Below are 21,612 nucleotides of genomic sequence, written 5' to 3' on the forward strand. Positions count from 1 at the left end.
CGAGCACCGGGAGGCCATCGAGTCGCCCTCCTCTCGAACGACCTGCGGTTTCGGGGCTCGCTCGAGAGGCGCACCTCCACCGTCTTGTCAGGCACATGATCCTCTCTTACAGTCCCCGTCCAGAAGAAACTGGGAGCGCTCCCATTCATGGGTGCGCTTCTCCCCCACATCCACCGCGGAGGAGCCGCATGCAACCGTCACGTCACCAAGTCCGCAGGGTGCGCGCCCTGTCCGGTGCGCTGCTCACGTCACTCGTCGCGTTGGCAGCGCTTCTCACCGGCGCTTCGACGTCGCACGCCGACACCACGATCTGCGAGCCATTCGGCTCCACGACCATCCAGGGCCGTTACGTCGTGCAGAACAACCGCTGGGGGACGAGCCAGCCCCAGTGCGTCACCGTCACGGACTCGGGCTTCAGGGTCGCGCAAGCCGACGGTTCGGTCCCCACGAACGGCGCCCCGAAGTCCTACCCGTCCGTGTACAACGGCTGCCACTACACCAACTGCTCCCCCGGCACGAAGCTCCCGGCGCGGCTGAGCTCCATCGCCGGCGCTCCCACGAGCATCTCCTACAGCTACGTGGGCGGCGATGCCGCGTACAACGCCTCGTACGACATCTGGCTGGACCCGACGCCCCGCACCGATGGCGTGAACCGGACCGAGATCATGATCTGGCTCAACAAGGTGGGCCCGATCCAGCCCATCGGCTCCCAGGTCGGCACTGCGAGCGTGGGCGGACGCACCTGGCAGGTGTGGTCGGGCAGCAACGGCTCCAACGACGTGCTGTCCTTCGTCGCGCCGTCGGCGATCGACAGCTGGAGTTTTGACGCCATGGACTTCGTCCGGCAGGCCGTCTCCCGCGGACTCGCCCAGAACGACTGGTACCTGACAAGCGTTCAGGCAGGCTTCGAGCCTTGGCGGAACGGTGCGGGACTGGCCGTGACCTCGTTCTCCTCAACCGTCAACCTCGGTGGCGGAACCCCCGGCGGCCCCGGCACTCCCAGCGGACCAGCGGCCTGCAAGGTGGCCTACGGCACCAACGTGTGGCAGGGCGGCTACACCGCCGATGTCACCTTGACCAACACGAGTTCATCGCCGGTCAACGGCTGGAATCTCGCGTTCACGCTGCCCGCGGGGCAGACGATCACGAGCGCGTGGAACACCGGGATCTCTCCGTCGTCGGGAGCGGTGACGGCCGGCAACCTGGCACACAACGCGCTTCTTGCGCCCGGCGGCCAGGTCTCCTTCGGCTTCCAGGCGTCCTACAACGGCGGCTTCGCCAAGCCGGCCGCCTTCAGCCTGAACGGCACTTCCTGCACCACCGCATGACGTGATCAGGACCCATCCACCCGCACCCCTCATCCACGCTCGCGCTCTCCGTCACCTCCACACGTCCGGCGCTGGGTGACCCCATCCTCTCGGAGCGCGGGTCCTTCCTCCTCGTGGCCGACAAAGCACAGGTCGCGCCCGGAAGCCGTGTGCCCCGTTCCGTCGCCCCGTAAGATCGGATGATCTCGTGGGGGAGGTGGTCATGGGCAGGCGACGCCCCGGTACGCCGACGCTGGAAGAGGTGGCAGCTCACGCCGGGGTGGGGCGTGGCACGGTTTCCCGCGTCATCAACAACGCGGCCGGAGTGAAGGAGTCGACGCGCGAAGCGGTGCAACGAGCCATCCAGGAGCTGGGATACGTTCCCAATCTCGCGGCGCGTTCCCTGGCCGGGCAGCGAACCGATGCCGTCGCTCTCGTTTTGACGGAGCCCGACTGGCGCGTGTTCGCCGAACCGTTCTTCTCGGAGATCGTCCGCTCGCTCGGGGACGCGCTGGCGGACACCGGGATGCAACTGATGCTGACCCTGGTCCGCTCGGACACCGAGCGGAAACGCTTCCTGGAGTACGCGCGGGGCGGCAGGGTCGACGGAGTTCTCCTGTTGTCCGTGCATGCGGGGGACCGACTGCCGGACATGCTCGCCGAGGCACGGCTGCCGACCGTGATGCTGGGGCGCCGCTCGGGCGACGAATACGTCAGTTACGTCGACGCGGACAACGTGGGCGGTGCCCGCAGTGCCGTCTCCCACCTGCTGGCACGGAATCGCCGAGCGATCGCCACCATCACGGGGCCGCTGGACATGCACGTCGCCCAGTGCCGGCTGCGCGGCTACCAGGATGCTCTGTCGCTGGCCGGCTCGGGGTACGAGGAGTCCTTGGTAGCCGAGAGCGACTTCACTGAGGACAGCGGGCGCCGCGCCATGGCGGAACTGCTCGAACGGCACCCGGAGATCGACGGCGTTCTCGCCGCGTCGGACACCACGGCGGCGGGGGCTCTGCAAGCACTGCGTGCGGCGGGACGGCGCGTGCCGGAGGATGTCGCCGTGATCGGGTTCGACGACTTTCCCCTGGCTCAGCGCACCGATCCGCCCCTGACCACCGTGCGTCAGCCGCTGGAGGAGATGGGCCGGGCCATGATCCGGCTGCTCCTGGAGGACATGGAAGAGCCGTCGATGGCCTACCGCCACGTCATCCTCCGTACGCAGCTGCAGGTCCGTGATTCGGCTTGATGTCGAGGAGCCCGATCGAGAGCGGCGGCAAGAGGCGTGTACGGCGCTCCCCGTACACGCCTCACCGGTGGGCGATGTGTGCCCGGTGTTCGGCCGGCACATCCTGCTCATTTCTGTGGAGCTGCCGCTGACCGTGGAGCGGGATCTGCCCGAAGGAGCGATCCGTTCGCAGAGTTCGCCTGGGTGATCGCGCTGCCCTGTCATGCCTCGTCGCGCAGGTGGGCAAGCCCGCTGAGAAGAAGCTCGAGGCCGAAGGAGAACTCGTCCTCGATGGGAAGGGGCAACACCCCGGCAACGGCGACGGTGGCCGGGAACAGGTCCGGATCCACGCCCTGAAAGACGGCCGCCGGCTGTGCGTCGTCGGGCCGTCCTGCGCCGCCGTGCCCGTTGACCTGTACGGCGAACCCGAGGACGTAGCGGGCCAGCGTCGCGAACGCGTACGCGGCGACTCGCGGCGGGAAGCCACAGTCGAGCAACACTGCGACGCAGCGCTCCCGCAGCGCCATGGCGTTGGGTCCCAGGGGAATCTGCTCGACCAGCAGGCGTGCCGCGTTCCGGTGCCGGGCCAAGGCGTCGAACATGGTGTGCGCGACCGTTCGCAGCGCCTGCTCCCAGCCCGGAGCGGCGAGTTCGTCGTCGTTCAGCTCCGCGCTGGCGAACATGCGGTCCACGACGTGGGCGACCAGCGCTGCCCGGTTGTCGAAGTGCCGGTACAGCGTCGCCGTGCCCGAGCCCAGACGTTGGGCCAGCGTCCGCATCGAGAGAGCGTCCGGGCCCTCCTCGTCCACGATCTGAAGTGCTGTGGCGACGATGCGCTCCAACGGCACCGGCGGCCGCCCCGGAGAACGCCGAGTCGCTGCCGGGTCCGCTCGCGCAGGCACAGGGTCCACCACGGAACGTCCCACCTCCTCGGCCGGCACCATAACAGTAACGCCGTAGCCGATACAGGGGTCGCCGATCGGGCGAGACGCCTGATCGTTTTCCCTGCACACGGCGGCACGGCCGAATTCCGCCTGCACGGATCTTGACACCTTCTCGCCGGGCGGCAAAGAATTCCCGCTGCAAACACAGGAATGAAACGATTCAAGGCACAGGGGCGGCGTTTCCGCACCTCCTCTTCCCCGGTCTCCAGGACGCCCCTCACCCCCCACATCACCGCACATCGACAGTAGGAGCCCGCATGTCCTCTGCAACGCGCCGGTCCGTCCTGTGCTCCGCCATAGCCGTGGCGCTCGCGCCCACCCTCGGCTCGGTGCTTGCCCCGGGGCTGGCTCCCGTGGCGTCGGCCGCCGTCTCCTGGACCGCGAAGTGGATCTGGGCTCCGTCCAGCTCGACGAACCAGTGGGTGGCGTTCCGCAGATCGTTCACCCTGGGCTCCGCGCCGTCCAAGGCGGTGACGCAGGTCGCGGCGGACTCCAAGTACTGGCTGTGGGTCAACGGCACGCTCGTCGTCTTCGACGGACAGCTCAAGCGCGGCCCCGACCGCACCGGCACCTACTACGACGAGATCGACCTCGCCCCGTACCTCACGAGCGGCCGCAACACGGTGGCGCTGCTGGTGTGGTACTTCGGCAAGCAGGGCTTCTCACACAGCAGCAGTGGCAAGGGCGGTCTGCTCTTCCAGTCCGACATCACCACCGGTTCCACCACCACCCGGCTCGTCAGCGACACCAGTTGGAAGCACATCGTCCACCCGGGCTACTCCGACAACACCAGCGGCACCCAGGTCAACTTCCGTCTGCCCGAGTCGAACGTCTACTACGACGCCCGCAGCGCCACCGCCATGACCGCCTGGGAGTCGGCCGGTTTCGACGACAGCGCGTGGAGCGCCCCCACCGACTTCGGAGCCGCTGGAGCCGCGCCCTGGAACGATCTCGTCCGGCGGCCGGTCCCTCAGTTCCGGTACTCGGGCCTGAAGTCCTACGCCAACGCGTCGTCACTGCCGTCCACGGGACAGGGCGCCACCGCCATCACGGCCACCCTGCCGTCGAACCTCCAGGTCACGCCCTATCTGAAGGTGGACGCTCCGGCCGGAGCGGTGATCGGCATGCGGACCGACCACTACGCCGACGGCGATGGCCTGACCGGCCTCACACCCGGGGCGGAGAACAACGTTCGCGCCACTTACGTCTGCGCGGGCGGGGTCCAGGAGTTCGAGGCGCTGGCCTGGATGAGCGGCACGGCGGTGAAGTACACGGTCCCCGCAGGCGTCACCATCCTGGACCTGAAGTACCGGGAATCCGGCTACGACACCGACTTCGCCGGATCGTTCAGCAGCAACGAGGCGTTCTTCGACACCCTGTGGGGCAAGGCGGCGCGCACGATGTACGTCAACATGCGCGACAACTACATGGACTGCCCCACCCGCGAGCGCGCCCAGTGGTGGGGCGATGTGGTCAACCAGCTCAAAGAAGGCTTCTACACCTTCGACACCCGCTCCCACGCCCTCGGCGCCAAGGCCATTGCCCAGCTGACCGCCTGGCAGAAGCCCGGCGGCGCGCTCTACTCGCCGGTCCCGTCCACCATCTGGACCGCCGAACTGCCCGTCCAGATGCTCGCCTCGGTATGGGCCTTCGGCACGTACCGCCTCTACACGGGCGACTCCGGCTCCGTCACCGGCGCCTACCCCGCGGTGAAGGCGTACCTGAACCTGTGGAGCCTGGACTCGGCCGGGCTGGTCAGCCATCGCGCCGGGGACTGGGACTGGGAGGACTGGGGCAGCAGCATCGACGCCCGCGTCCTGGACAACTGCTGGTACTACCTGGCCCTCGACACGGCCATCACCCTCGCCGGCCTCAGCGGCAACAGCGGCGACGTCGCCGCCTGGCAGGCCAGGCGCGACAGCATCAAGGCCAACTTCGACAGCGTCCTGTGGAACACCTCCAGGAACGAGTACCGCTCCCCCGGCTACAACGGCGACACCGACGACCGCGCCAACGGCCTCGCCGTCGTCGCCGGCCTCGCGCCCGTCTCCCGCCACCGGGCGATCACCGAGGTGCTGCGCACCCACCTCAACGCCAGCCCCTACATGGAGTTCTACGTCCTGGAAGCGCTCTACCTCATGGGAGCGGCCACTGTCGCCGAGGAGCGGATGCGCAACCGCTACGCCGCCCAGGTCGCCGACCCCACCTGCTACACCCTGTGGGAGATATGGGACAAGTCGGGTGGTACCGACAACCATGCCTGGAACGGCGGCCCCCTGTACACCCTGTCCGCCTACGCCGCCGGAGTCCGGCCCACCAAGCCCGGCTGGGAGACGTACGACGTCATCCCGCAGACCGGCACCCTCACGAAAATCAACACGGTCACGCCGACCGTCAAGGGCGACATCCGCTTCGGCATCACGCGTGACGGCGACCAGGTCACTCTGACCCTGACCTCCCCGAGTGCAACGAGCGCGCGGGTGGGTGTTCCGACGTACCGCGGCTCGTCCCCGGTCATCAAGGCCAACGGAACCACCGTCTTCACGGGCGGCGGCGCCACCGGCAGCGTCTCGGGCCTCAGCTATGCGAGCAAGGACTCCTCGTACGTCTACTTCACCCTCCAGCCGGGCAGCTGGACGTTCACGGTCACGGGCGCCGGCCGCCTCGACAACCTCGCCCTCGGCCGGCCGGTCTCCAGCAACAACAGCCTGGAGAACAGCGACTGGGGCCGCAGCCGGCTCACGGACGGCAAGTCCACCAGCGTGGCCGGTGCCAAGGGGTACACCAGCAACGACTTCTCCTCCCCCGACGTCAGCGCCGGCCCCGTCTGGGTGGAGATCGACCTCGGTGCCGACACCGACCTCGACGCCGTACGGCTCTTTCCCCGTACCGACACCCCGGCGGTCGGCGGCGGCACAGCGGGCTTCCCCGTCGACTTCGCGATCCAGACCCGCCCCGAGGGATCGAGCACCTACACCACCACCCGCACGATCACCGCCGAACCCAACCCGGGCGGACTCGTGCAGACGTACGGCTTCAGAACCACGACCGCCCGCTACGTCCGTCTGCAAGCCACCAAGCTCGGTGCCCCTCCCGTGGACGAGACCACCAAGTACCGCCTCCAGCTCGCCGAACTCACCGTCCCCACCGCCGCGACCGCCGTCACCGCCAACTACACGCTGGAGAACGGCGACTGGGGCAAGACACGCGTCCTCGACGGCAAGCTCACCAGCGTGACCGGCACCAAGGGCTTCACCAGCATCGACTTCCCCTCCGCCGATGTCAGCGCCACCCCCGTGTGGCTCGAGATCGACCTCGGCGCCGACCGGGCCATCAGCTCCGTCACCCTCCACCCACGTACGGACGCCGGCGCGGCGGGCGGCGGCACAGCGGGCTTCCCCGTCGATTTCACGATCCAGACCCGCCCCGACGGGTCGAACAGCTACACCGCCCGCACCATCACCGCCGAACCCAACCCCGACGGAGCCGCTCAGACGTACACCCTCACCTCCGCCACCGGCCGCTGTCTACGCCTGAAGGTCTCCAAGCTCGGCAGGCCCGCCTCGGACGAGACCGACAAGTACCGCCTCCAGCTCACCGAGATCCGCATCACGTAGCAGACCATCCCGAAACGGGCGGCGGTCCAGCGGACCAGCCAGACCATGGCGCCGACGTGGTTGTTCACGCTGCCGTCCCAAGCGGTGGCGTCGAGCATCCACGGCCTGGCGCCCGGCGGGTGTGAAGACGCGGGGCGGGGCGCCCACCACTTCTGCGGCAGGTGACGTGGATGCTCTCGCACCAGGTGTCCACAACGCGTCGGCGGTCAGCGCCGACTCGTTCACGCCTTCGGTCAGGCCAGGTCCGAGGAGCCGTAGTAGCCGGTCCTGCCCCGCAGGATCACGGCACGGGCTTCGAGCCGGGCCTGACCGCAGCCGCGGTGACGGGCCCTACACGTTGCCGCCCCGGTTGAGCCAGCACCGGACGGCGCCACCGTCGTAGACGACGATGTAGTCGGCCTTTCCGTCGCCGCTGATGTCGCGGAACGTCGACTTCTCACCGGGGTAGTCGGTCTCGTTGACGAAGTACCGGTGCTCGGTGAACCCTCCGGCGCCCCGGCCGCCGTCGTTGAAGTACGCGTGGACGGCACCGGTGGAGCCGACCATGAGGTAGTCGGCCTTGCCGTCGCCGTTGACGTCCGCGAGCCGGAGCTTGTCCCGGGAACCGTAGGAGACGCCAGGGGCCCAGTTCAGGATTTCCTCGAAGCGGTACCCGCCGTCCCCCGCTGGATGGTTGACGTAGGCGTGCACGGCCCCGCTGTCACCGACCCGGAGATAGTCGTCGCGGCGATCGCCGTTGATGTCGGCGAACCGGACGGCTTCGCGCGGCACCCCGGCGGCCTTCGGATTGACGGCCAGGACTGCTCCGCTCCACGTGACCCGGCCGCTACGCACACCCTCGTTCACGTAGTGGATCAGAATCTCGGTGGAGCTCCCGGTCGGGCGGACCTCGACGAGGTCGTCTCGGCCGTCTCCGGTGAGATCGGCGAAGCGGAGGCTCTCAGCCTCGTCGCGGTTGTCGATGTCGAAGTCGGTTTCCACTTCCACCCACTTCGGTTTGCCGGGCTCGGCCGGGGTGTTCAGGGCGACGCGCATGCGGCCGTTGTCGGGGACCCGTATGTAGTCGTCGCGGCCGTCACCGTCGATGTCCGCGAGCTCGGTGCGGCCCTGCGGAGACGTCATCCCGGGAGCGATGACGCCCAAGGCACGCCAGCCCGGGCCGGCCGCGCTTCCCTCTTCCACGTTCGGGGCGCCGGCGTCGTCGCACCGCGAGCCGGTCCCTGGGACGGGTTCCCGCAGCCACCCCTCGTCCTCGACACGAAGCAGCGCCTCGGCGAAGGCCTGGGCCACCTTGCGGTAGCCCTCGTCATCGGGGTGCGAGCCGTCTACGTCCTCGGTCGTCAGCTCGCCCATGCTGACCAGCCTGACGTGTTCGCCCTGCCGCTGGCGCTGCTCGACGATCCGGGGCAGTTCGGCGTTGTACCGGTCGATCTTGGCCTGCATCCCCGGCTTGGTGGAGGGGACCAGCGTGGCCACCAACACCGTGGCCTCCGGGGCGTCGCGCAGGATCTGGTCGATGAGAGCGCCGAGCCGCTCCGGGGCGCCGGCGAGTTCGTGATCCTGGTTCATGTCATTGGTCCCGGCCATCAAGGTGACCACATTGGGCCGGTACGCCTCAACGGTGCAGTCCAGCACGCGGGCGATCTGGTCGATCCGGTACCCCGGGTGGCCCTCGTTGTCGTGATCGGCGCCGTCGGTCTTTCCCGAGCGCTGGGAGCCGACCATGTCCACGTCCCGCTTCCGGAGCAGGCCCGTGTCGTCGGCGACATACTTGTACTGGGTGGACAGTTCGAATTCGGCGCGGTACCCGTCGCCGTGGGTACTGTTGACCCCGTAGCTGATGGAATCTCCCGCCGGCATGACCCGTGCGGGAACGGGCTGCCGCACGGGCCTGGACGGCGGGGTCTCGTCCACGGACTGGTCCGGTCCCACCTGTACGCCCCAGTGGTCCGAGCCGACCTGGTCCAGCCGCCTCACCCTGAGGCCGTAGAAGTACTGGTCGGCGACCACGTAGTCCAGTTCGTGGCCGCTGTTCTGCGTCTGCTGGTGGGTGCGGTAGATCGCTGCCGAGGGGAAGTCCCTCCGTGTGACGAGGGTGTCCGGCTCGACGTTGAAGTCGCCTCCCACCGCCCACCGGTAGACCTCGCCGTCCTGTCTTGCCCATTCTTCGACGTGGTCGTCGATCTCGTTGAGCATGGCCGCGGAGTCACCGCCGCCGCCGGACAGGCCGTGGAAGGTGAAGTACCAGTGCTGTCCGAAGCGCACGCCCAGGGCCCGCCGGCCGGCATCCACCGGATTCTGGACCACCCGGACCTGGTCCGCCGCCCCGCGGACCACGATCGCGATGTTCACCCGGCCTCCGGCGTTCGTCCCCCCATTGGTGTCCGTCTGGAGGAAGTAGACCTCGTACGGCCCGCCTTCGTGCGTCTCGGTCTCCGGGTTCCAGGTGCTGTTCTCGTACGTGTCGCCGTCGACCGTCGTACGGGTGACCGACCTGACGCGCTCTCCTGTGCCGTCGACCAAGCTGGACGGCGGGCCCGCGCCTGCTTCCTGCAACAACAGGACGGACGTCCGCGTCATGTACTCACGGACTCGTTGCCACTTGATGCCCGCCTCACCGGCCAGGCCCTCACCCTGCATGTTCCAGGTGATAACCGTCCTACGGTCGATTCCTGCGGCACGCGCGGGGCCCGCTGTCAGGGCCACCACGGCCAACGACGTCGCCAGCATGACCATCATGAGGGCAGCCGTGAACAGCGCCCGTAACGGCCGGGGACATAAGTATGTGTGTCTCACGCCAGTCAGACGGTCCCCCGCCCTCATCGGTTGTCCCCCGTCCACCGTGACGGCGCTCACGATCAATAGGTCAGGAGCCCTCACGAGGGCATCGGGATCCGGGCACTTTTCCCCCCGACCGACGCGGCCCGCGTCCTGGCCCGCTACCCCGCCGACCGCTTCCAGTCCCCGGGCGAGGCGCTGTCCGCCGTCATCGGCGACTGGGCCTGGGGGTGCACGGTCCTCGACCGGGGCCGGGTCCTGGACCGGCACGTACCGACCTACGCCTACGAGTTCGCCGACGACGAAGCTCCCTGGTTCAGCGCCCTCAAGAAACCTGACTTCCCCACCGGGGCGTTCCACGGCAGCGAGCTGCAGTACCTCTTCGCCGACGAGCAGCTCCCCGGTCCGGCCACACCCGCTCAGCACCAACTCGCGGACACGATGGTGCGCTACTGGGCCCAGTTCGCCTACACGGGCGACCCGAACGGCCACGGCGCGGCGCCCTGGCCCCGATTCGGAACCGGCCGGCACGTCCAGTCGCTGCAACCGGGGAAGACGCAACCGGTCGTTCTCGCCCAGGAACACCAGTGTGGCTTCTGGAAGACCATCGGCAGCTGACGGCCGCCACGGCGCCTGGCGGTCGAGTGCATGAGCGGGACGAGCTCGCCGTCCCCGCGAAAGTGCCGGCCTCGATGATTGAGCAGGTCGCCGCCGAACAGACGTTGACCGCGCCGGTGTCTGCGCAGACGGGCCGACGCGGGATGCTGGTCCCGGACCGCGCGCCCACCGTGGACAAGGGTGCTGCCGCCGGAGTACCAGCGCATCCTCGCCGTCGTGCACCAGGCCCGCGGGCCGGTGACGCCCCGGCAGGTCGGCAACGCGCTTGGGTTGGACACGGGAAAGCAAGGACTGACCAGCCCACGGTGGCCTTCTGCGGGGCCGCCCGCGTCAAATCATCCTGAACTACGCGTCCTGGACGGTACTCGTTTCGACCACCGTAGATCCCCTGAACCGCCTTTCCGCGAGCCAGCATGGTGGCCGCACGCATAGCCGACCGTCGAACTATGTTGCCCCACCACATGTGCGCCTGACCTGCGGATTCCTACGGTGTGGCGACACGAACACGTCCCCGTCAACCGCTTGGAAGTGGTGCCGATGTCCTCCCCCGCGACCGCTCCCCCACCACCCGCCAGCCTCAAGCGCATCGTCGCCGCCAGCCTCATCGGCACCACCATCGAGTGGTACGACTTCTTCCTCTACGGCTCCGCCGCCGCGCTCGTTTTCAACAAGCTGTTCTTCCCGGACTCCGACCCGCTCGTCGGCACCCTGCTGTCGTTCCTGACGTACGCGGTCGGGTTCGCCGCCCGGCCGCTGGGTGCGCTGGTGTTCGGGCACTACGGCGACCGGCTCGGGCGCAAGAAGCTGCTGGTGCTGAGTCTGCTGCTGATGGGCGGGGCGACCTTCGCGATCGGACTGCTGCCGACGCACGCCTCCATCGGTACGGCCGCCCCGGTGCTGCTCACCGTGCTCCGGCTGGTCCAGGGATTCGCGCTCGGTGGTGAGTGGGGCGGTGCCGTACTGCTGGTGTCGGAACACGGGGACGCTCGGCGGCGCGGCTTCTGGGCGTCGTGGCCGCAGACCGGCGCGCCGGCGGGGCAACTCCTGGCCACCGGTGTGCTGTCGCTGCTCACCGCCCTGCTGTCGGACGCCGCGTTCGGCAGCTGGGGCTGGCGCGTGCCGTTCCTGCTCTCGGGCGTGCTGGTGATCGTCGGTTTGTGGATTCGTCTGTCTGTCGATGAATCGCCCGTATTCAAGGAGGCGTTGGCGCAGGCCGAGGCCCGCAAGGCGGACGCCGCGGCGGACGCCGAGAAGCTGCCGCTCGTCTCCGTGCTGCGGCACCACTGGCGCGACGTCCTGATCGCCATGGGCGCGCGCATGGCGGAGAACATCAGCTACTACGTCATCACCGCGTTCATCCTCGTCTACGCCACCACCTCGGCCGGCGTCTCCAAGCAGACCGCTCTGAACTCGGTGCTGATCGCCTCGGCCGTGCACTTCGCGGTCATTCCGGCGTGGGGCGCGCTGTCCGACCGGATCGGCCGCCGACCGGTGTACCTGATCGGTGCGGTCGGAGTCGGGCTGTGGATGTTCCCGTTCTTCTCGCTGATCGACACCGGCGGGTTCGGCAACCTGATCCTCGCCGTCACCGTCGGGCTGATCCTGCACGGGGCGATGTACGCGCCTCAGGCCGCCTTCTTCTCCGAGATGTTCGCGACGCGGATGCGCTACTCCGGTGCCTCGATCGGCGCCCAGTTCGCCTCGGTCGCGGCGGGTGCGCCCGCCCCGCTCATCGCCACCGCGCTGCTGTCCGACCACGGCAGCTCCACACCGATCGCCCTGTACGTCATCGCCGCCGCGGTGCTCACGGTCGTCGCGGTGGCGGCGGCCGAGGAGACGCGCAACCGGGACCTGGCCGACGCGGCGCTTCCCAGCGGCCCGGGCGGGGACCGGACGGCAACCGCTCCGGAGGACGCCCGCACCGTCTGACCTCCAGGAGCAGTGCACTCCGGCCCCCGTACGCAGGCCGCGTACGGGGGTCAGTGCTGTGCCGGTGCCGCCAAGCGGTGCAGACGCAGCGCGAGCTGGATCTCCAGGGCCCGGGCCGGGCTCTGCCAGTCGTCGCCGAGGAGGCGCCCGACGCGCTCGAGGCGCTGGGCGACCGTGTTCACGTGGACGTGCAGTTCGTCCTTGGTGCGCGCGGGGCTCATGCCGCAGGTGAAGTACGCGTCGAGGGTGCGCAGCAGTTCCGTGCCGCGTCGCCGGTCGTAGGCGACGACCTCACCGATGGTGCGGTCGACGAAGCCCGGGATGTCCCGGTCGCCGGCCAGGAGCAGTCCCAGGAAGCCGAAGTCCTCGGCGGCGGCCCCGTCCCCGAGGCGGCCGAGGACGCGCAGGGCTTCGAGGCAGCGGCGGGCCTCCGCGTAGGCCGTGGCCACGGTCTCGGGGCGGGCCGCGAGGTCCTCGGCGGGTGCGGAGGCGCCGACGGTGACCGGTGCGTGGACCGCTGTGCCCAGCTGCCGAGCGGCGCGGCGGGCCAGATCGGTGCCGGTGTCACCGGGGCTCAGAGGCAGCAGCAGGACGGTGCCCCCGTCGCGTGCTGCGGCCAGGCCGTGCCGGGTGGCGGCCAGGTGGGACGCCGCCGCTGCCAGCCGTCTGCGGGCGTCGGCCTCCTGGCCGGCGTCGGTCGCGTCGCCCTCCAGCCGGGCGGCCAGGACCACGTGGAGGGCGTCGAGGTCGGCGTGCAGCCGGGCCGCGCGTTCCCGCAGCAGGCGCGGGTCGCGATCGCGGGCGTCGAGCAGGTCGTCGAGCAGCTCACCGCGCACGCGCTGTTCGGCCTCGGCGGCGGATCTGCGGGCCAGGAGCAGCAGGGAGGTGACCATGGCGGCACGCTCCAGGGTGCGCTGGTCGACGGGGTCGAGCCCCGGGTGCCCGCGCAGCACCAGAGCACCGAGCAGTTCGCCGCCGGCGGCGACGGCGGCGATCCAGTCGTTCTCGTGCAGCACGGCGTGTCCCTGCGCGCCGGACTTCTCCAGGGCTCCGGCGGGTGCCGCGGTGGCCTCGGTGAACTCGACCGTGCCGTCGAGGATCTCGGAGACCGCGGCGGCCACGTCGTGCACGCCGCCGCCGCGCAGGACGAGTTCGGCGAGCCGGTCGTGCACGTCGGAGGCCCGCTCGATGACGCCGCTGCGATCCCGGATGATCTCGTTGGCCCGCTCCAGTTCGGCGAGGGCCGACCTGGTCTCGGCGAGCAGGTTGGCGGTGTCGATGGCGGCCGCGGCGAGGGCGGCGAAGGAGCCGAGCAGGGCGATCTGCTCCCGCTCGAAGACCCGGGCTCGGCGGTCGGCGGCGAAGAGCACGCCGATGACGTGGTGCCCGAGTGTCAGGGGCACACCGAGGATGGCCACCAGCCCCTCGTCCCGCACGCCCGTGTCGATGGTGGGGGTGTGCTGGAAACGGTCGTCCTTGAAGTAGTCGTCGGTGACATAGGGGCGTGCCGTCTGTGCGACCAGGCCGCCGAGCCCCTCCCCCATGCCGAGCCGAAGCTGCTGGAACCGGGCCGCGACCGAGCCCTCGGTGACCCGCATGTAGGTGTCGCCGCGCTCCGGGTCGTTCAGGCTGAGGTAGGCGACGTCCGTGCCCAGCAGCGAGCGGGCGCGCTGCACGATCGCCTGGAGCACGGCGTCGAGGTCGCGCAGCCCGGCGAGGTCGTGGGCGGTCTCGAAGAGTGCGGACAGCTCGGCCTCGCGCCGGCGTCGCCCCTCCAGCTCGGCGCGGACGCGCAGGGCGAGCGGCTTGGCCTGCCGGAGCGCGGCGATCCACTCCGCCGGGCGCCCTTCGGCACGCGCGAGCAGCTCGGGCTGCTCATAGGCGTCGGCCGACGCGCCCCGGGCCAGGAGCTCGAGGAACGGCATCTCGGCGGACTGCACGTGATCGCTGGACATGCTCACAGGATTCACCATGTCCGGGCCGCGCCGTCAGCCCTGTGGACAACTCCCCGGGGCCGACGGGGCCGGCCGCTCAGTGGGCGGTCCAGCCGCCGTCGAGCACGAGCGAGGTGCCGGTGACGAAGGACGCCTGCGGGCTGCACAGATATGCCACGGCCTCGGCGACCTCCTCCGGCTCGATGAGCCGTTTGACGGCGCTGTCCTGCAGCAGCACCTCGGACAGGACCCGTTCCTCGGGGATGCCGTGCGCCTGTGCCTGGTCGGCGAGCTGCTTCTCGACCAGGGGGGTGCGCACATAGGCGGGATTCACACAGTTCGAGGTGACACCGTGGGGCGCGCCTTCCAGGGCGGTGGTCTTGGAGAGTCCCTCCAGCCCGTGTTTGGCCGCCACGTAGGCCGACTTGTAGGCCGAGGCGCGCAGCCCGTGCACGGAGGACACGTTCACGACGCGGCCCCACCCCTGCCCGTACATGTGTGGCAGGGCCCCGCGGATGAGCCGGAAGGGGGCCTCCAGCATCACGGTGAGCACCGTGTGGAAGACGTCGGGCGGGAACTCTTCAATGGGGCGCACCAGTTGGATGCCGGCGTTGTTGACGAGGATGTCGGTGCCCGCGGCGGAGAGTTCGGCGGCGTCCAGGTCGGTGAGGTCGAGGACGTGCGGCTCCACCGTGCCCGCGAGGCCGTGCCCCCGGTCGGCCAGGGCTGCCAGGCCGGCCGCGTCCCGGTCGACGGCTCTCACCTTGGCTCCGGCGGCCGCGAGCCGCAGCGCGCAGGCACGGCCGATGCCGCCGGCGGCGCCGGTGACGAGCGCGGTGCGGCCGCCCAGGTCGAGCGGGGAGGCGTGGGGAGCCAGAGGGAGGCGGGGCGCGGTCATGGTGCGACCCTAGGCAGCGCCGACGCCCCACCCCATGTGGTCACGCCCCATAGTTCAGCTGGACGCAGTGGGGTCGAACCATGTGGGGGCGTCCGACAGGGCCTGCTTGATCCGGTGCATGCCGAACTGGTCGAGGTCGGGCAGTGCGTCGACGTCGAACCAGGCGACGTCCAGTGACTCGTCGTCGTTCACCCGCGCCTCGCCGCCGACGGCCCGGCACCGGAAGGTGATGTCCATGAACTGGCAGGTGTCGCCGTTGTCGTAGGTGACGGGCTCCAGCGCCTGGACGAGGACGACCCGTTCGGCCACGCAGCGTACGGCTGTCTCCTCGTAGACCTCACGCACCGCGCAGGCGGCGGGCTGTTCCCCCGGGTCGGGGATGCCGCCGAGCACGGACCACTTGCGGGTGTCGGCACGGCGGTTGAGCAGCACCCTGCCCTCGTCGTCGAAGACGAGGGCGGTGACACCGGGGAGCCACAGCAGCTGGTGACCGGCCGAGGCTCGGAGTGTTCGGATGAAGTCGGGAGTAGCCATGCCGTCGACCCTAACGGGCCGCTCGGGGCGCCCCGGCGCGATTCAAACGGCGTGCGACGGGCGTACGGTCACGCGTCACCGGCGCGTCGCCCGCGCAGCCCGGCGCCGACGGCCCAGCCGATGCCGCCGGCCGCGACCAGGACGAGGGCGATCTCCGGCAGGATGCCGAGCCGCGTGGCGGGGGTCTGCGAGGAGCGCAGCGGGACCTTCTGCACCAGGGAGTCGGCCACGAACATGCCGGTTTTCTGTGTGATCCTGCCGTCCGGCATGATGATCGCGCTGACACCGCTGGTCACGGGTACCGTCACGGTGCGGCTGTGCTCGACCGCGCGGACCCGGGACATGGCGAGCTGCTGGTAGGTCATCTCGCTGCGGTCGAACGTCGCGTTGTTGCTGGGTACGGAGATCATCTGGGCGCCGTCGGTGACCTCGGAGCGCACCGTCCAGTCGAAGGCCGCTTCGTAGCAGGTGACGAGGCCGACCTTGGCGCCGTCCATGGTGAACACGCCCGGCTCGGTGCCCCGGCTGAAGTCCTGGCGGACCATCGCCGTCCAGTTCTTGTTGATGGCGCCGATGAGCGAGCGCAGCGGAAGGTACTCGCCGAAGGGCTGGATCTGGCGCTTGTCGTAGGTGTCGACGGGGCCCTTCGCCGGGTCCCACAGGATCTGCTCGTTGTACAGCTTGCCGTCCCGCTCGACGACACCGCCCACCGAGATGGGCACGCCGATGGACTTCGCGGCGGCGTCGATGACGGCACGGGCGTCGGGGTTGGCGAAGGGGTCGATGTCGGAGGAGTTCTCCGGCCAGAGCACGAAGTCGGGCCGCGCGACCTTCCCGGCCCTGACCTCGGCGGCCAGGCGTTCGGTCTCGCGCGCGTGGTAGTCGAGTACGGCCCGGCGCTGGGAGTTGAAGTCGAGGCCGGCGCGGGGCACGTTGCCCTGGATCACCGCGACGGTGGCGGTGCCGTCCTCGGCGGTATCGCTCACGAGCGGCCGGGCCGCGACGGCGCCGACGACCGGAACGGCCAGGCTCAGCAGGCCCATGGCCGCCGCGGCCCGCCGTACCTCACCGGTCCGCCGCCATCGCACGGCCAGCCGGACGACCTCGTACAGTCCGAAGCCGCACAGGACGACCGCGAAGCCGAGCACGGGGGTGCCGCCCACCGCGGCGAGCGGCAGGAACACTCCGTCCGCCTGGCCGAAGGCGACCTTGCCCCAGGGGAAGCCGTGGAAGGGCACACGCGCGCGTGCCGCCTCGCAGGCGATCCACACGGCGGCCGCCCACACCGGCCTGCCGGGCAGCTTGGACACGGCCGCGACACCCGCGCCGGCCGTGGCGACGAACAGGGCCTCGATCGCCACCAGGGCGAGCCAGGGACCCGGCCCCACCTCCACCCCGGTCCACACCAGCAGCGGCAGCAGGAAGCCGAGGCCGAAGAGGTAGCCGAGGCCGAACCCCGCCTTCCAGCCGCGGCCGCTCAGCACCCAGCCGAAGACGGCGAACGCCGGCAGCGCGAGCCACCACAGCGTGCGGGGCGGGAAGGAGACGTAGAGGAGCAGGCCGGAGAGTGCGGCTGCGGCGGCCGGAGCGAGACGGACGAGCCGCCGGGCCCACGTCCGCGCCCCGGGCGCGGTCCGCGGCTCCAGCTGGTCCGACTCGCCGACGGAGGTTGCGGTGACGGTCACTCCCGGAGTGTAAGGCGCGTGACCTGGGAGCCGACAGCGCGGTATCCACCGCGGACTCCCTGTTCATTTCGTCACGACACATCCTCAAACCATCCACAAGCCGTTACGGTGTGCCCAGCCTCAGTCGTACGGCCCGTGGCGGCTCGTGACGGCGGGGGTCTTCACGGGTCGGGGGCGACGGTACGCCGGGGGGGCGGGCGGGGTGGATTCCAGCGGGATGACGTCCGCGTCGGACGCGGACGCGGAGAGACGAATCGTTTCCGACGCGGCCGGTGTCGTGGTGCTGGGCGCCTGCGCCACCTGGTCGCTGGTCACGGCGGCCGTGCACGACGGCAGGCCCGAGGGGGTTCTGCTGGCGGTGCTGGCCGTGGCCGCCGGGTACGCCGCCGGACGGATCAGCGGGGCGTTGCTGCCCGTCGGCGCGCCCTGCGCCTGGGCACTGGCCGGCATCGCGCTGACGGTGGCCGTTCCCCACCTCGCGCCCGGCCCGCAGATCGCCGCACCGCTCGGGCATGCGGGGGCCACCGCCGCCGTACTGACCCTGTCGGCCGGTGCCGCGTGCTGCGCGGCCTGGTCCACGTCGGTACCGGCCGTGCGGCTCGCCCTGCGTCTGCTGGCCGCCGGGACCGCGGTGCTGGCGGCCGTGCTCGGCTCCACCAGCGGCTTCGCGACCTGCCTCGCGGTGCTGCTGTGCTCACTCGCCGCCGGCCGCACCCGTCACCGCGGCGCCGGAACGGCCGTACTGGCCTCGGTGGCCGCCCTGGTCACTGGTCTGGTCTGGGCCGTTGCCGCACGGGCCGTCCCCGGCGGCTTCGTGGCGGCTCTGGAGGGGCGGCTGACGCCGCACCGCGTGCGACTGTGGCAGGACGCATGGAACCTGCTGGGCGACGACACCCTGCTGGGGGCCGGGCCGGGCCGCTTCGGGGAGCTGAGTGCGACGTCCGCCCGGTCCCTGCTGTCCGACGACAAGCCCCACTCGGCGCCCCTTCAGCAGGCGGCGGAACAGGGGATCGTCGGGGTGGCCCTGCTCGCGGCCGTTTTCGGCTGGGTCCTCTACGCCCTGTGGCGCGGTCCGCGCCCGGCCCCGGTGGCACTCACCGCCGGCGCGGCCCTGACGGCACTCGCCGTGATCGCCGCCGTCGGCAACGCGCTGAGCTTCACGGCGGTGTCCGTCGGAGCGGGCCTGCTGGCGGGTATGGCCACGGCGCGCCCCCTCACCGACGAACCATCGGGCCTTACCACGCGAAGCCGGCCGCGCGGAGCGGGACGCACCCCTGCGTGGTGACCGGCGGGCACCCGGCGTCCGGCGCCGTGGAGGTCCCGTCCGGGGGCCACAGTTCGGTGACAGCATCCCGTGCCCGCAGCTCCGTGATCGCAGTCCAGCCACCACGGTCCCGTGATCACAGTCCGTGATCAATGCCGGTGATCACAGCCGGTGACGATATCGCCGCGGGGTCAGTGCGCGGGAGCGCCCGGCTTGGTGGGCCGCAGCCGTGCCTCGATCACCCGTACGGCGGCTTCCGCGTCGTCCACGGTGATCGTGAAGGTGTGTCCGTCCCACAGTTCGAGCTCGACGCCCTCGCCGCGTCGTACGACCACCGCGGTGCCCTTCTCCGGCCGCCACCGGTAGCCCCAGCCGCCCCAGTGGCGGGGGGTGACGTGGGAGATGTAGGTGGCGCCGGCCACGCTGGAGAGCGGGATACGGCGGCGGGGCACGCCGATGTGGCCGCAGCGCACCTCGAGGTGCTCCTCGTCGACCCGCAGGGCGACGTGCACGAAGGCGAGCGTTCCGAAGAGGACCAGCAGCCCGGCCGCGATGCATCCGACGACGGCCATCACCAGGGGAGCGATGCCGGAGGTCCAGGCCGAGTCGACGGCCAGCTCGACACCGAGCGCCATGCAGGCGGCGCCCACGAGCGCCAGCAGCCACTGCACCCGGTTCGTGGCACGGCCGGTCCACACGTCCGTGTGCGGGTGGGGGGCGTTCTCGCCGTGGCGGTGGTCCCTCATGCCTTGAGGGTACTCAGATTTCGCTCCGCTGGTACCTCGTGGCGGAGCGTGACTGCGCCGGGTGGGCGTCGCGCCGGTCCGGGTCGCCGGTGACCTTCGGTGACCGGTTCTCCGGTCAGCGGGTGGGCGTGACCGTCTGCAGCAGACGCCCTTCGGCGTAGGCCAGGGCGGGGGCGGGCAGCGCGCCCTCGCGTCCGCTGAGCAGCACGGTGAGCGTGCCCTGCGGGGTGGCGCCCGGCACGGGCTGCAGGCCCAGGCGGCGCAGGGCCTGGGCGGCCACCGCTCCGGCGGAGCCGTGCAGTACGAGGGGCGGGCGGCCGGGTCGCTGGACGGCGGCGCGGATGCGCTCGGCGACCAGCTCGTAGTGGGTGCAGCCGAGGACGACGGTGGTCACGTCGTCCGGGGTGAGGGCCGCGGCCGCGGACACCGCCGCGTCGATCGCCGCCTCGTCCGCGTGTTCCACGGCCTCGGCGAGGCCCCAGCAGGGCACCTCGGTGACGGGTACGCCACCGGCGAAGTCCTTGATCAGGTTCTGCTGGTAGGGGCTGCCCGTGGTGGCCGGGGTGGCCCAGATGGCGAGGTGGCCGCCGCCCGCCGCGGCCGGTTTGATGGCGGGGACGGTGCCGATGACCGGAAGCTCCGGTTCGAAACGGGCGCGCAGGGCGGTCAGCGCGTGCACGGTCGCGGTGTTGCAGCCGACGATCAGGGCCTCGGGGCGGCGCGCCGCGGCGGCCTCGGCGACGGCCAGCGCACGCTCGGCCAGGTCCTCGACGGTGCGCGGGCCCCACGGCATTCCGTCGGGGTCCAGGGAGAGCACGAGATCGGCGTCGGGGCGCAGCCGTCGTACCGCGGCGGTTGCCGCCAGCAGGCCGATTCCGGAATCCATGAGCGCGATCTTCACCCGATCACGATAGACGATGAGCCGTACGGGGCAGCGCCGGTGGGGCAGACTGCGCCCGTGAGCGCCGTTGTGTGGACTGCCGCTGGATCACTCCTCGCCTGGTTGTGGCTGCTGCTCTGTCAGGGCTTCTTCTGGCGCACCGACGTGCGACTGCCGGCGCGCACGGAGCCGGACGTGTGGCCGTCCGTGTGCGTCGTCGTCCCCGCCCGCGACGAGGCGGCGGTGCTGCCCGTCGCGCTGCCCTCGCTGCTCGCGCAGGACTATCCGGGTCGGGCGGAGATCTTCCTCGTCGACGACGGCAGCTCGGACGGCACCGGCGATCTGGCGCGTGCGCTGGCACGCCGGCACGGCGGGCTGCCGCTGACGGTGGGGTCGCCGGGCGAGCCTCCCGCGGGCTGGACCGGCAAGCTGTGGGCGGTGCGGCACGGCATCGGGCTGGCACGCGCGCGTGATCCCGAATACCTCCTCCTGACGGACGCCGACATCGCGCACGCTCCGGACAGTCTGCGGGAGCTGGTGGCGGCGGCCCGTTGCGGTGGGTACGACGTCGTCTCGCAGATGGCCCGGCTGCGGGTGGACAGCGTGTGGGAACGGTTCGTCGTGCCGGCGTTCGTCTACTTCTTCGCCCAGCTCTACCCCTTCCGCCGGATCGCCGCGCCGGGGCGGACGGCGGCCGCCGCGGGGGGCTGTGTCCTGTTGCGGGCACAGACGGCCGAGCGGGCGGGAATCCCGGACGCGATCCGGAACGCCGTGATCGACGACGTGGCGCTCGCCCGGGCCGTCAAGCGCGGGGGCGGCCGCGTCTGGCTCGGGCTCGCCGAGCGGGTGGACAGCGTGCGGCCGTATCCGCGCCTGCACGACCTGTGGCGTATGGTCTCGCGCAGCGCGTACGCCCAGCTGCGGCACAGCCCGCTGCTGCTCGCCGGGACGGTCGCCGGGCTGGCGCTGGTGTACCTGGTGCCGCCCGTGGCGGTCGTGACCGGCCTCGCCGCCGGCAGCACGTCGGCTGCGGTCCTCGGCGCTCTCGCGTGGCTCGTCATGTCGGGGACGTACGTCCCGATGCTCCGCTACTACCGGCAGCCGCTGTGGCTCGCTCCGCTGCTGCCGTGCACGGCGTTCCTCTACCTCCTCATGACCGTCGACTCGGCGGTGCAGCACTACCGGGGACGGGGCGCGGCCTGGAAGGGCCGCACCTACGCGCGCCCGGACGCCCTGCCCGAGGAGGGCTGACG

The 21,612-nt window shown here is 70.9% G+C and carries 15 protein-coding genes; 7 read left to right on the top strand and 8 right to left on the bottom strand.

The features are described 5' to 3' along the window. Positions 1–188: 188 nt before the first annotated feature. Together ACFCXS_RS19445 and ACFCXS_RS19450 are read left to right on the top strand one after the other, a co-directional pair. Positions 189–1,328: a cellulose binding domain-containing protein gene (locus ACFCXS_RS19445; protein WP_376644571.1), complete on the top strand. Its 1,140-nt coding sequence runs from the start codon at positions 189–191 to the stop codon at positions 1,326–1,328. 202 nt (positions 1,329–1,530) lie between these two features. Then, positions 1,531–2,553 (top strand): LacI family DNA-binding transcriptional regulator, encoded by a 1,023-nt coding sequence (locus ACFCXS_RS19450; protein WP_376644572.1) that lies wholly within the window; start codon positions 1,531–1,533, stop codon positions 2,551–2,553. A gap of 200 nt (positions 2,554–2,753) precedes the next feature. On the opposite strand, the gene ACFCXS_RS19455 is transcribed toward ACFCXS_RS19450, so the two are convergent. Further along, positions 2,754–3,380 carry a TetR/AcrR family transcriptional regulator C-terminal domain-containing protein gene (locus tag ACFCXS_RS19455; RefSeq protein ID WP_376644632.1) on the bottom strand — a complete coding sequence of 209 codons (627 nt, stop codon included), beginning with the start codon at positions 3,378–3,380 and terminating at the stop codon, positions 2,754–2,756. A 353-nt stretch (positions 3,381–3,733) separates the two neighbouring features. Between ACFCXS_RS19455 and ACFCXS_RS19460 the strand changes: the two genes are divergently transcribed. Next, positions 3,734–7,093 (top strand): discoidin domain-containing protein, encoded by a 3,360-nt coding sequence (locus tag ACFCXS_RS19460; RefSeq protein ID WP_376644573.1) that lies wholly within the window; start codon positions 3,734–3,736, stop codon positions 7,091–7,093. Between the two features lie 330 nt (positions 7,094–7,423). Here the strand turns inward: ACFCXS_RS19460 and ACFCXS_RS19465 are convergent, their stop codons facing one another. Continuing rightward, entirely contained in the window at positions 7,424–9,733 is a 2,310-nt protein-coding gene (locus tag ACFCXS_RS19465; protein WP_376644574.1) for a GDSL-type esterase/lipase family protein, read from the bottom strand. Between the two features lie 291 nt (positions 9,734–10,024). Here ACFCXS_RS19465 and ACFCXS_RS19470 point away from each other — a divergent pair, with 291 nt between their 5' ends. Both ACFCXS_RS19470 and ACFCXS_RS19475 read left to right on the top strand, forming a co-directional pair. Beyond that, positions 10,025–10,489: a carboxylesterase family protein gene (locus tag ACFCXS_RS19470; RefSeq protein ID WP_376644633.1), complete on the top strand. Its 465-nt coding sequence runs from the start codon at positions 10,025–10,027 to the stop codon at positions 10,487–10,489. 537 nt (positions 10,490–11,026) lie between these two features. Further along, positions 11,027–12,418 carry an MFS transporter gene (locus ACFCXS_RS19475; RefSeq protein ID WP_376644575.1) on the top strand — a complete coding sequence of 464 codons (1,392 nt, stop codon included), beginning with the start codon at positions 11,027–11,029 and terminating at the stop codon, positions 12,416–12,418. A gap of 50 nt (positions 12,419–12,468) precedes the next feature. Here ACFCXS_RS19475 and ACFCXS_RS19480 read toward each other — a convergent pair whose 3' ends face one another. The 4 genes from ACFCXS_RS19480 to lnt form a co-directional block, all read right to left on the bottom strand. Further along, positions 12,469–14,373, bottom strand: a complete 1,905-nt coding sequence (locus ACFCXS_RS19480) for a helix-turn-helix domain-containing protein (RefSeq protein WP_376644576.1) — start codon at positions 14,371–14,373, stop codon at positions 12,469–12,471. Positions 14,374–14,449: 76 nt separating this feature from the next. Next, the gene (locus ACFCXS_RS19485) at positions 14,450–15,250 is read right to left on the bottom strand and encodes a 3-hydroxybutyrate dehydrogenase (protein ID WP_376644577.1); all 801 of its coding nucleotides are present in this window, start codon (positions 15,248–15,250) and stop codon (positions 14,450–14,452) included. Positions 15,251–15,304: 54 nt separating this feature from the next. Beyond that, a complete protein-coding gene (locus ACFCXS_RS19490; protein ID WP_376644578.1) occupies positions 15,305–15,784 on the bottom strand; it encodes an NUDIX domain-containing protein in 480 nt (159 codons plus the stop codon). 68 nt (positions 15,785–15,852) lie between these two features. Next, positions 15,853–17,469, bottom strand: a complete 1,617-nt coding sequence (gene lnt / locus ACFCXS_RS19495) for an apolipoprotein N-acyltransferase (protein ID WP_376644579.1) — start codon at positions 17,467–17,469, stop codon at positions 15,853–15,855. Between the two features lie 217 nt (positions 17,470–17,686). On the opposite strand from lnt, the gene ACFCXS_RS19500 reads away from it, so the two are divergent. After that, positions 17,687–18,754: an O-antigen ligase family protein gene (locus ACFCXS_RS19500; protein ID WP_376644580.1), complete on the top strand. Its 1,068-nt coding sequence runs from the start codon at positions 17,687–17,689 to the stop codon at positions 18,752–18,754. Positions 18,755–18,924: 170 nt separating this feature from the next. Here the strand turns inward: ACFCXS_RS19500 and ACFCXS_RS19505 are convergent, their stop codons facing one another. Beyond that, positions 18,925–19,479: a hypothetical protein gene (locus ACFCXS_RS19505; protein ID WP_376644581.1), complete on the bottom strand. Its 555-nt coding sequence runs from the start codon at positions 19,477–19,479 to the stop codon at positions 18,925–18,927. Between the two features lie 115 nt (positions 19,480–19,594). Further along, on the bottom strand, positions 19,595–20,380 hold the full coding sequence (locus tag ACFCXS_RS19510) for a glutamate racemase (protein WP_376644582.1): 786 nt from the start codon (positions 20,378–20,380) through the stop codon (positions 19,595–19,597). 39 nt (positions 20,381–20,419) lie between these two features. On the opposite strand from ACFCXS_RS19510, the gene ACFCXS_RS19515 reads away from it, so the two are divergent. Then, positions 20,420–21,610, top strand: a complete 1,191-nt coding sequence (locus ACFCXS_RS19515; protein WP_376644583.1) for a glycosyltransferase — start codon at positions 20,420–20,422, stop codon at positions 21,608–21,610. Positions 21,611–21,612 lie beyond the last annotated feature (2 nt).

Source organism: Streptomyces sp. NPDC056373, from assembly GCF_042262425.1.
Classification (GTDB): domain Bacteria; phylum Actinomycetota; class Actinomycetes; order Streptomycetales; family Streptomycetaceae; genus Streptomyces.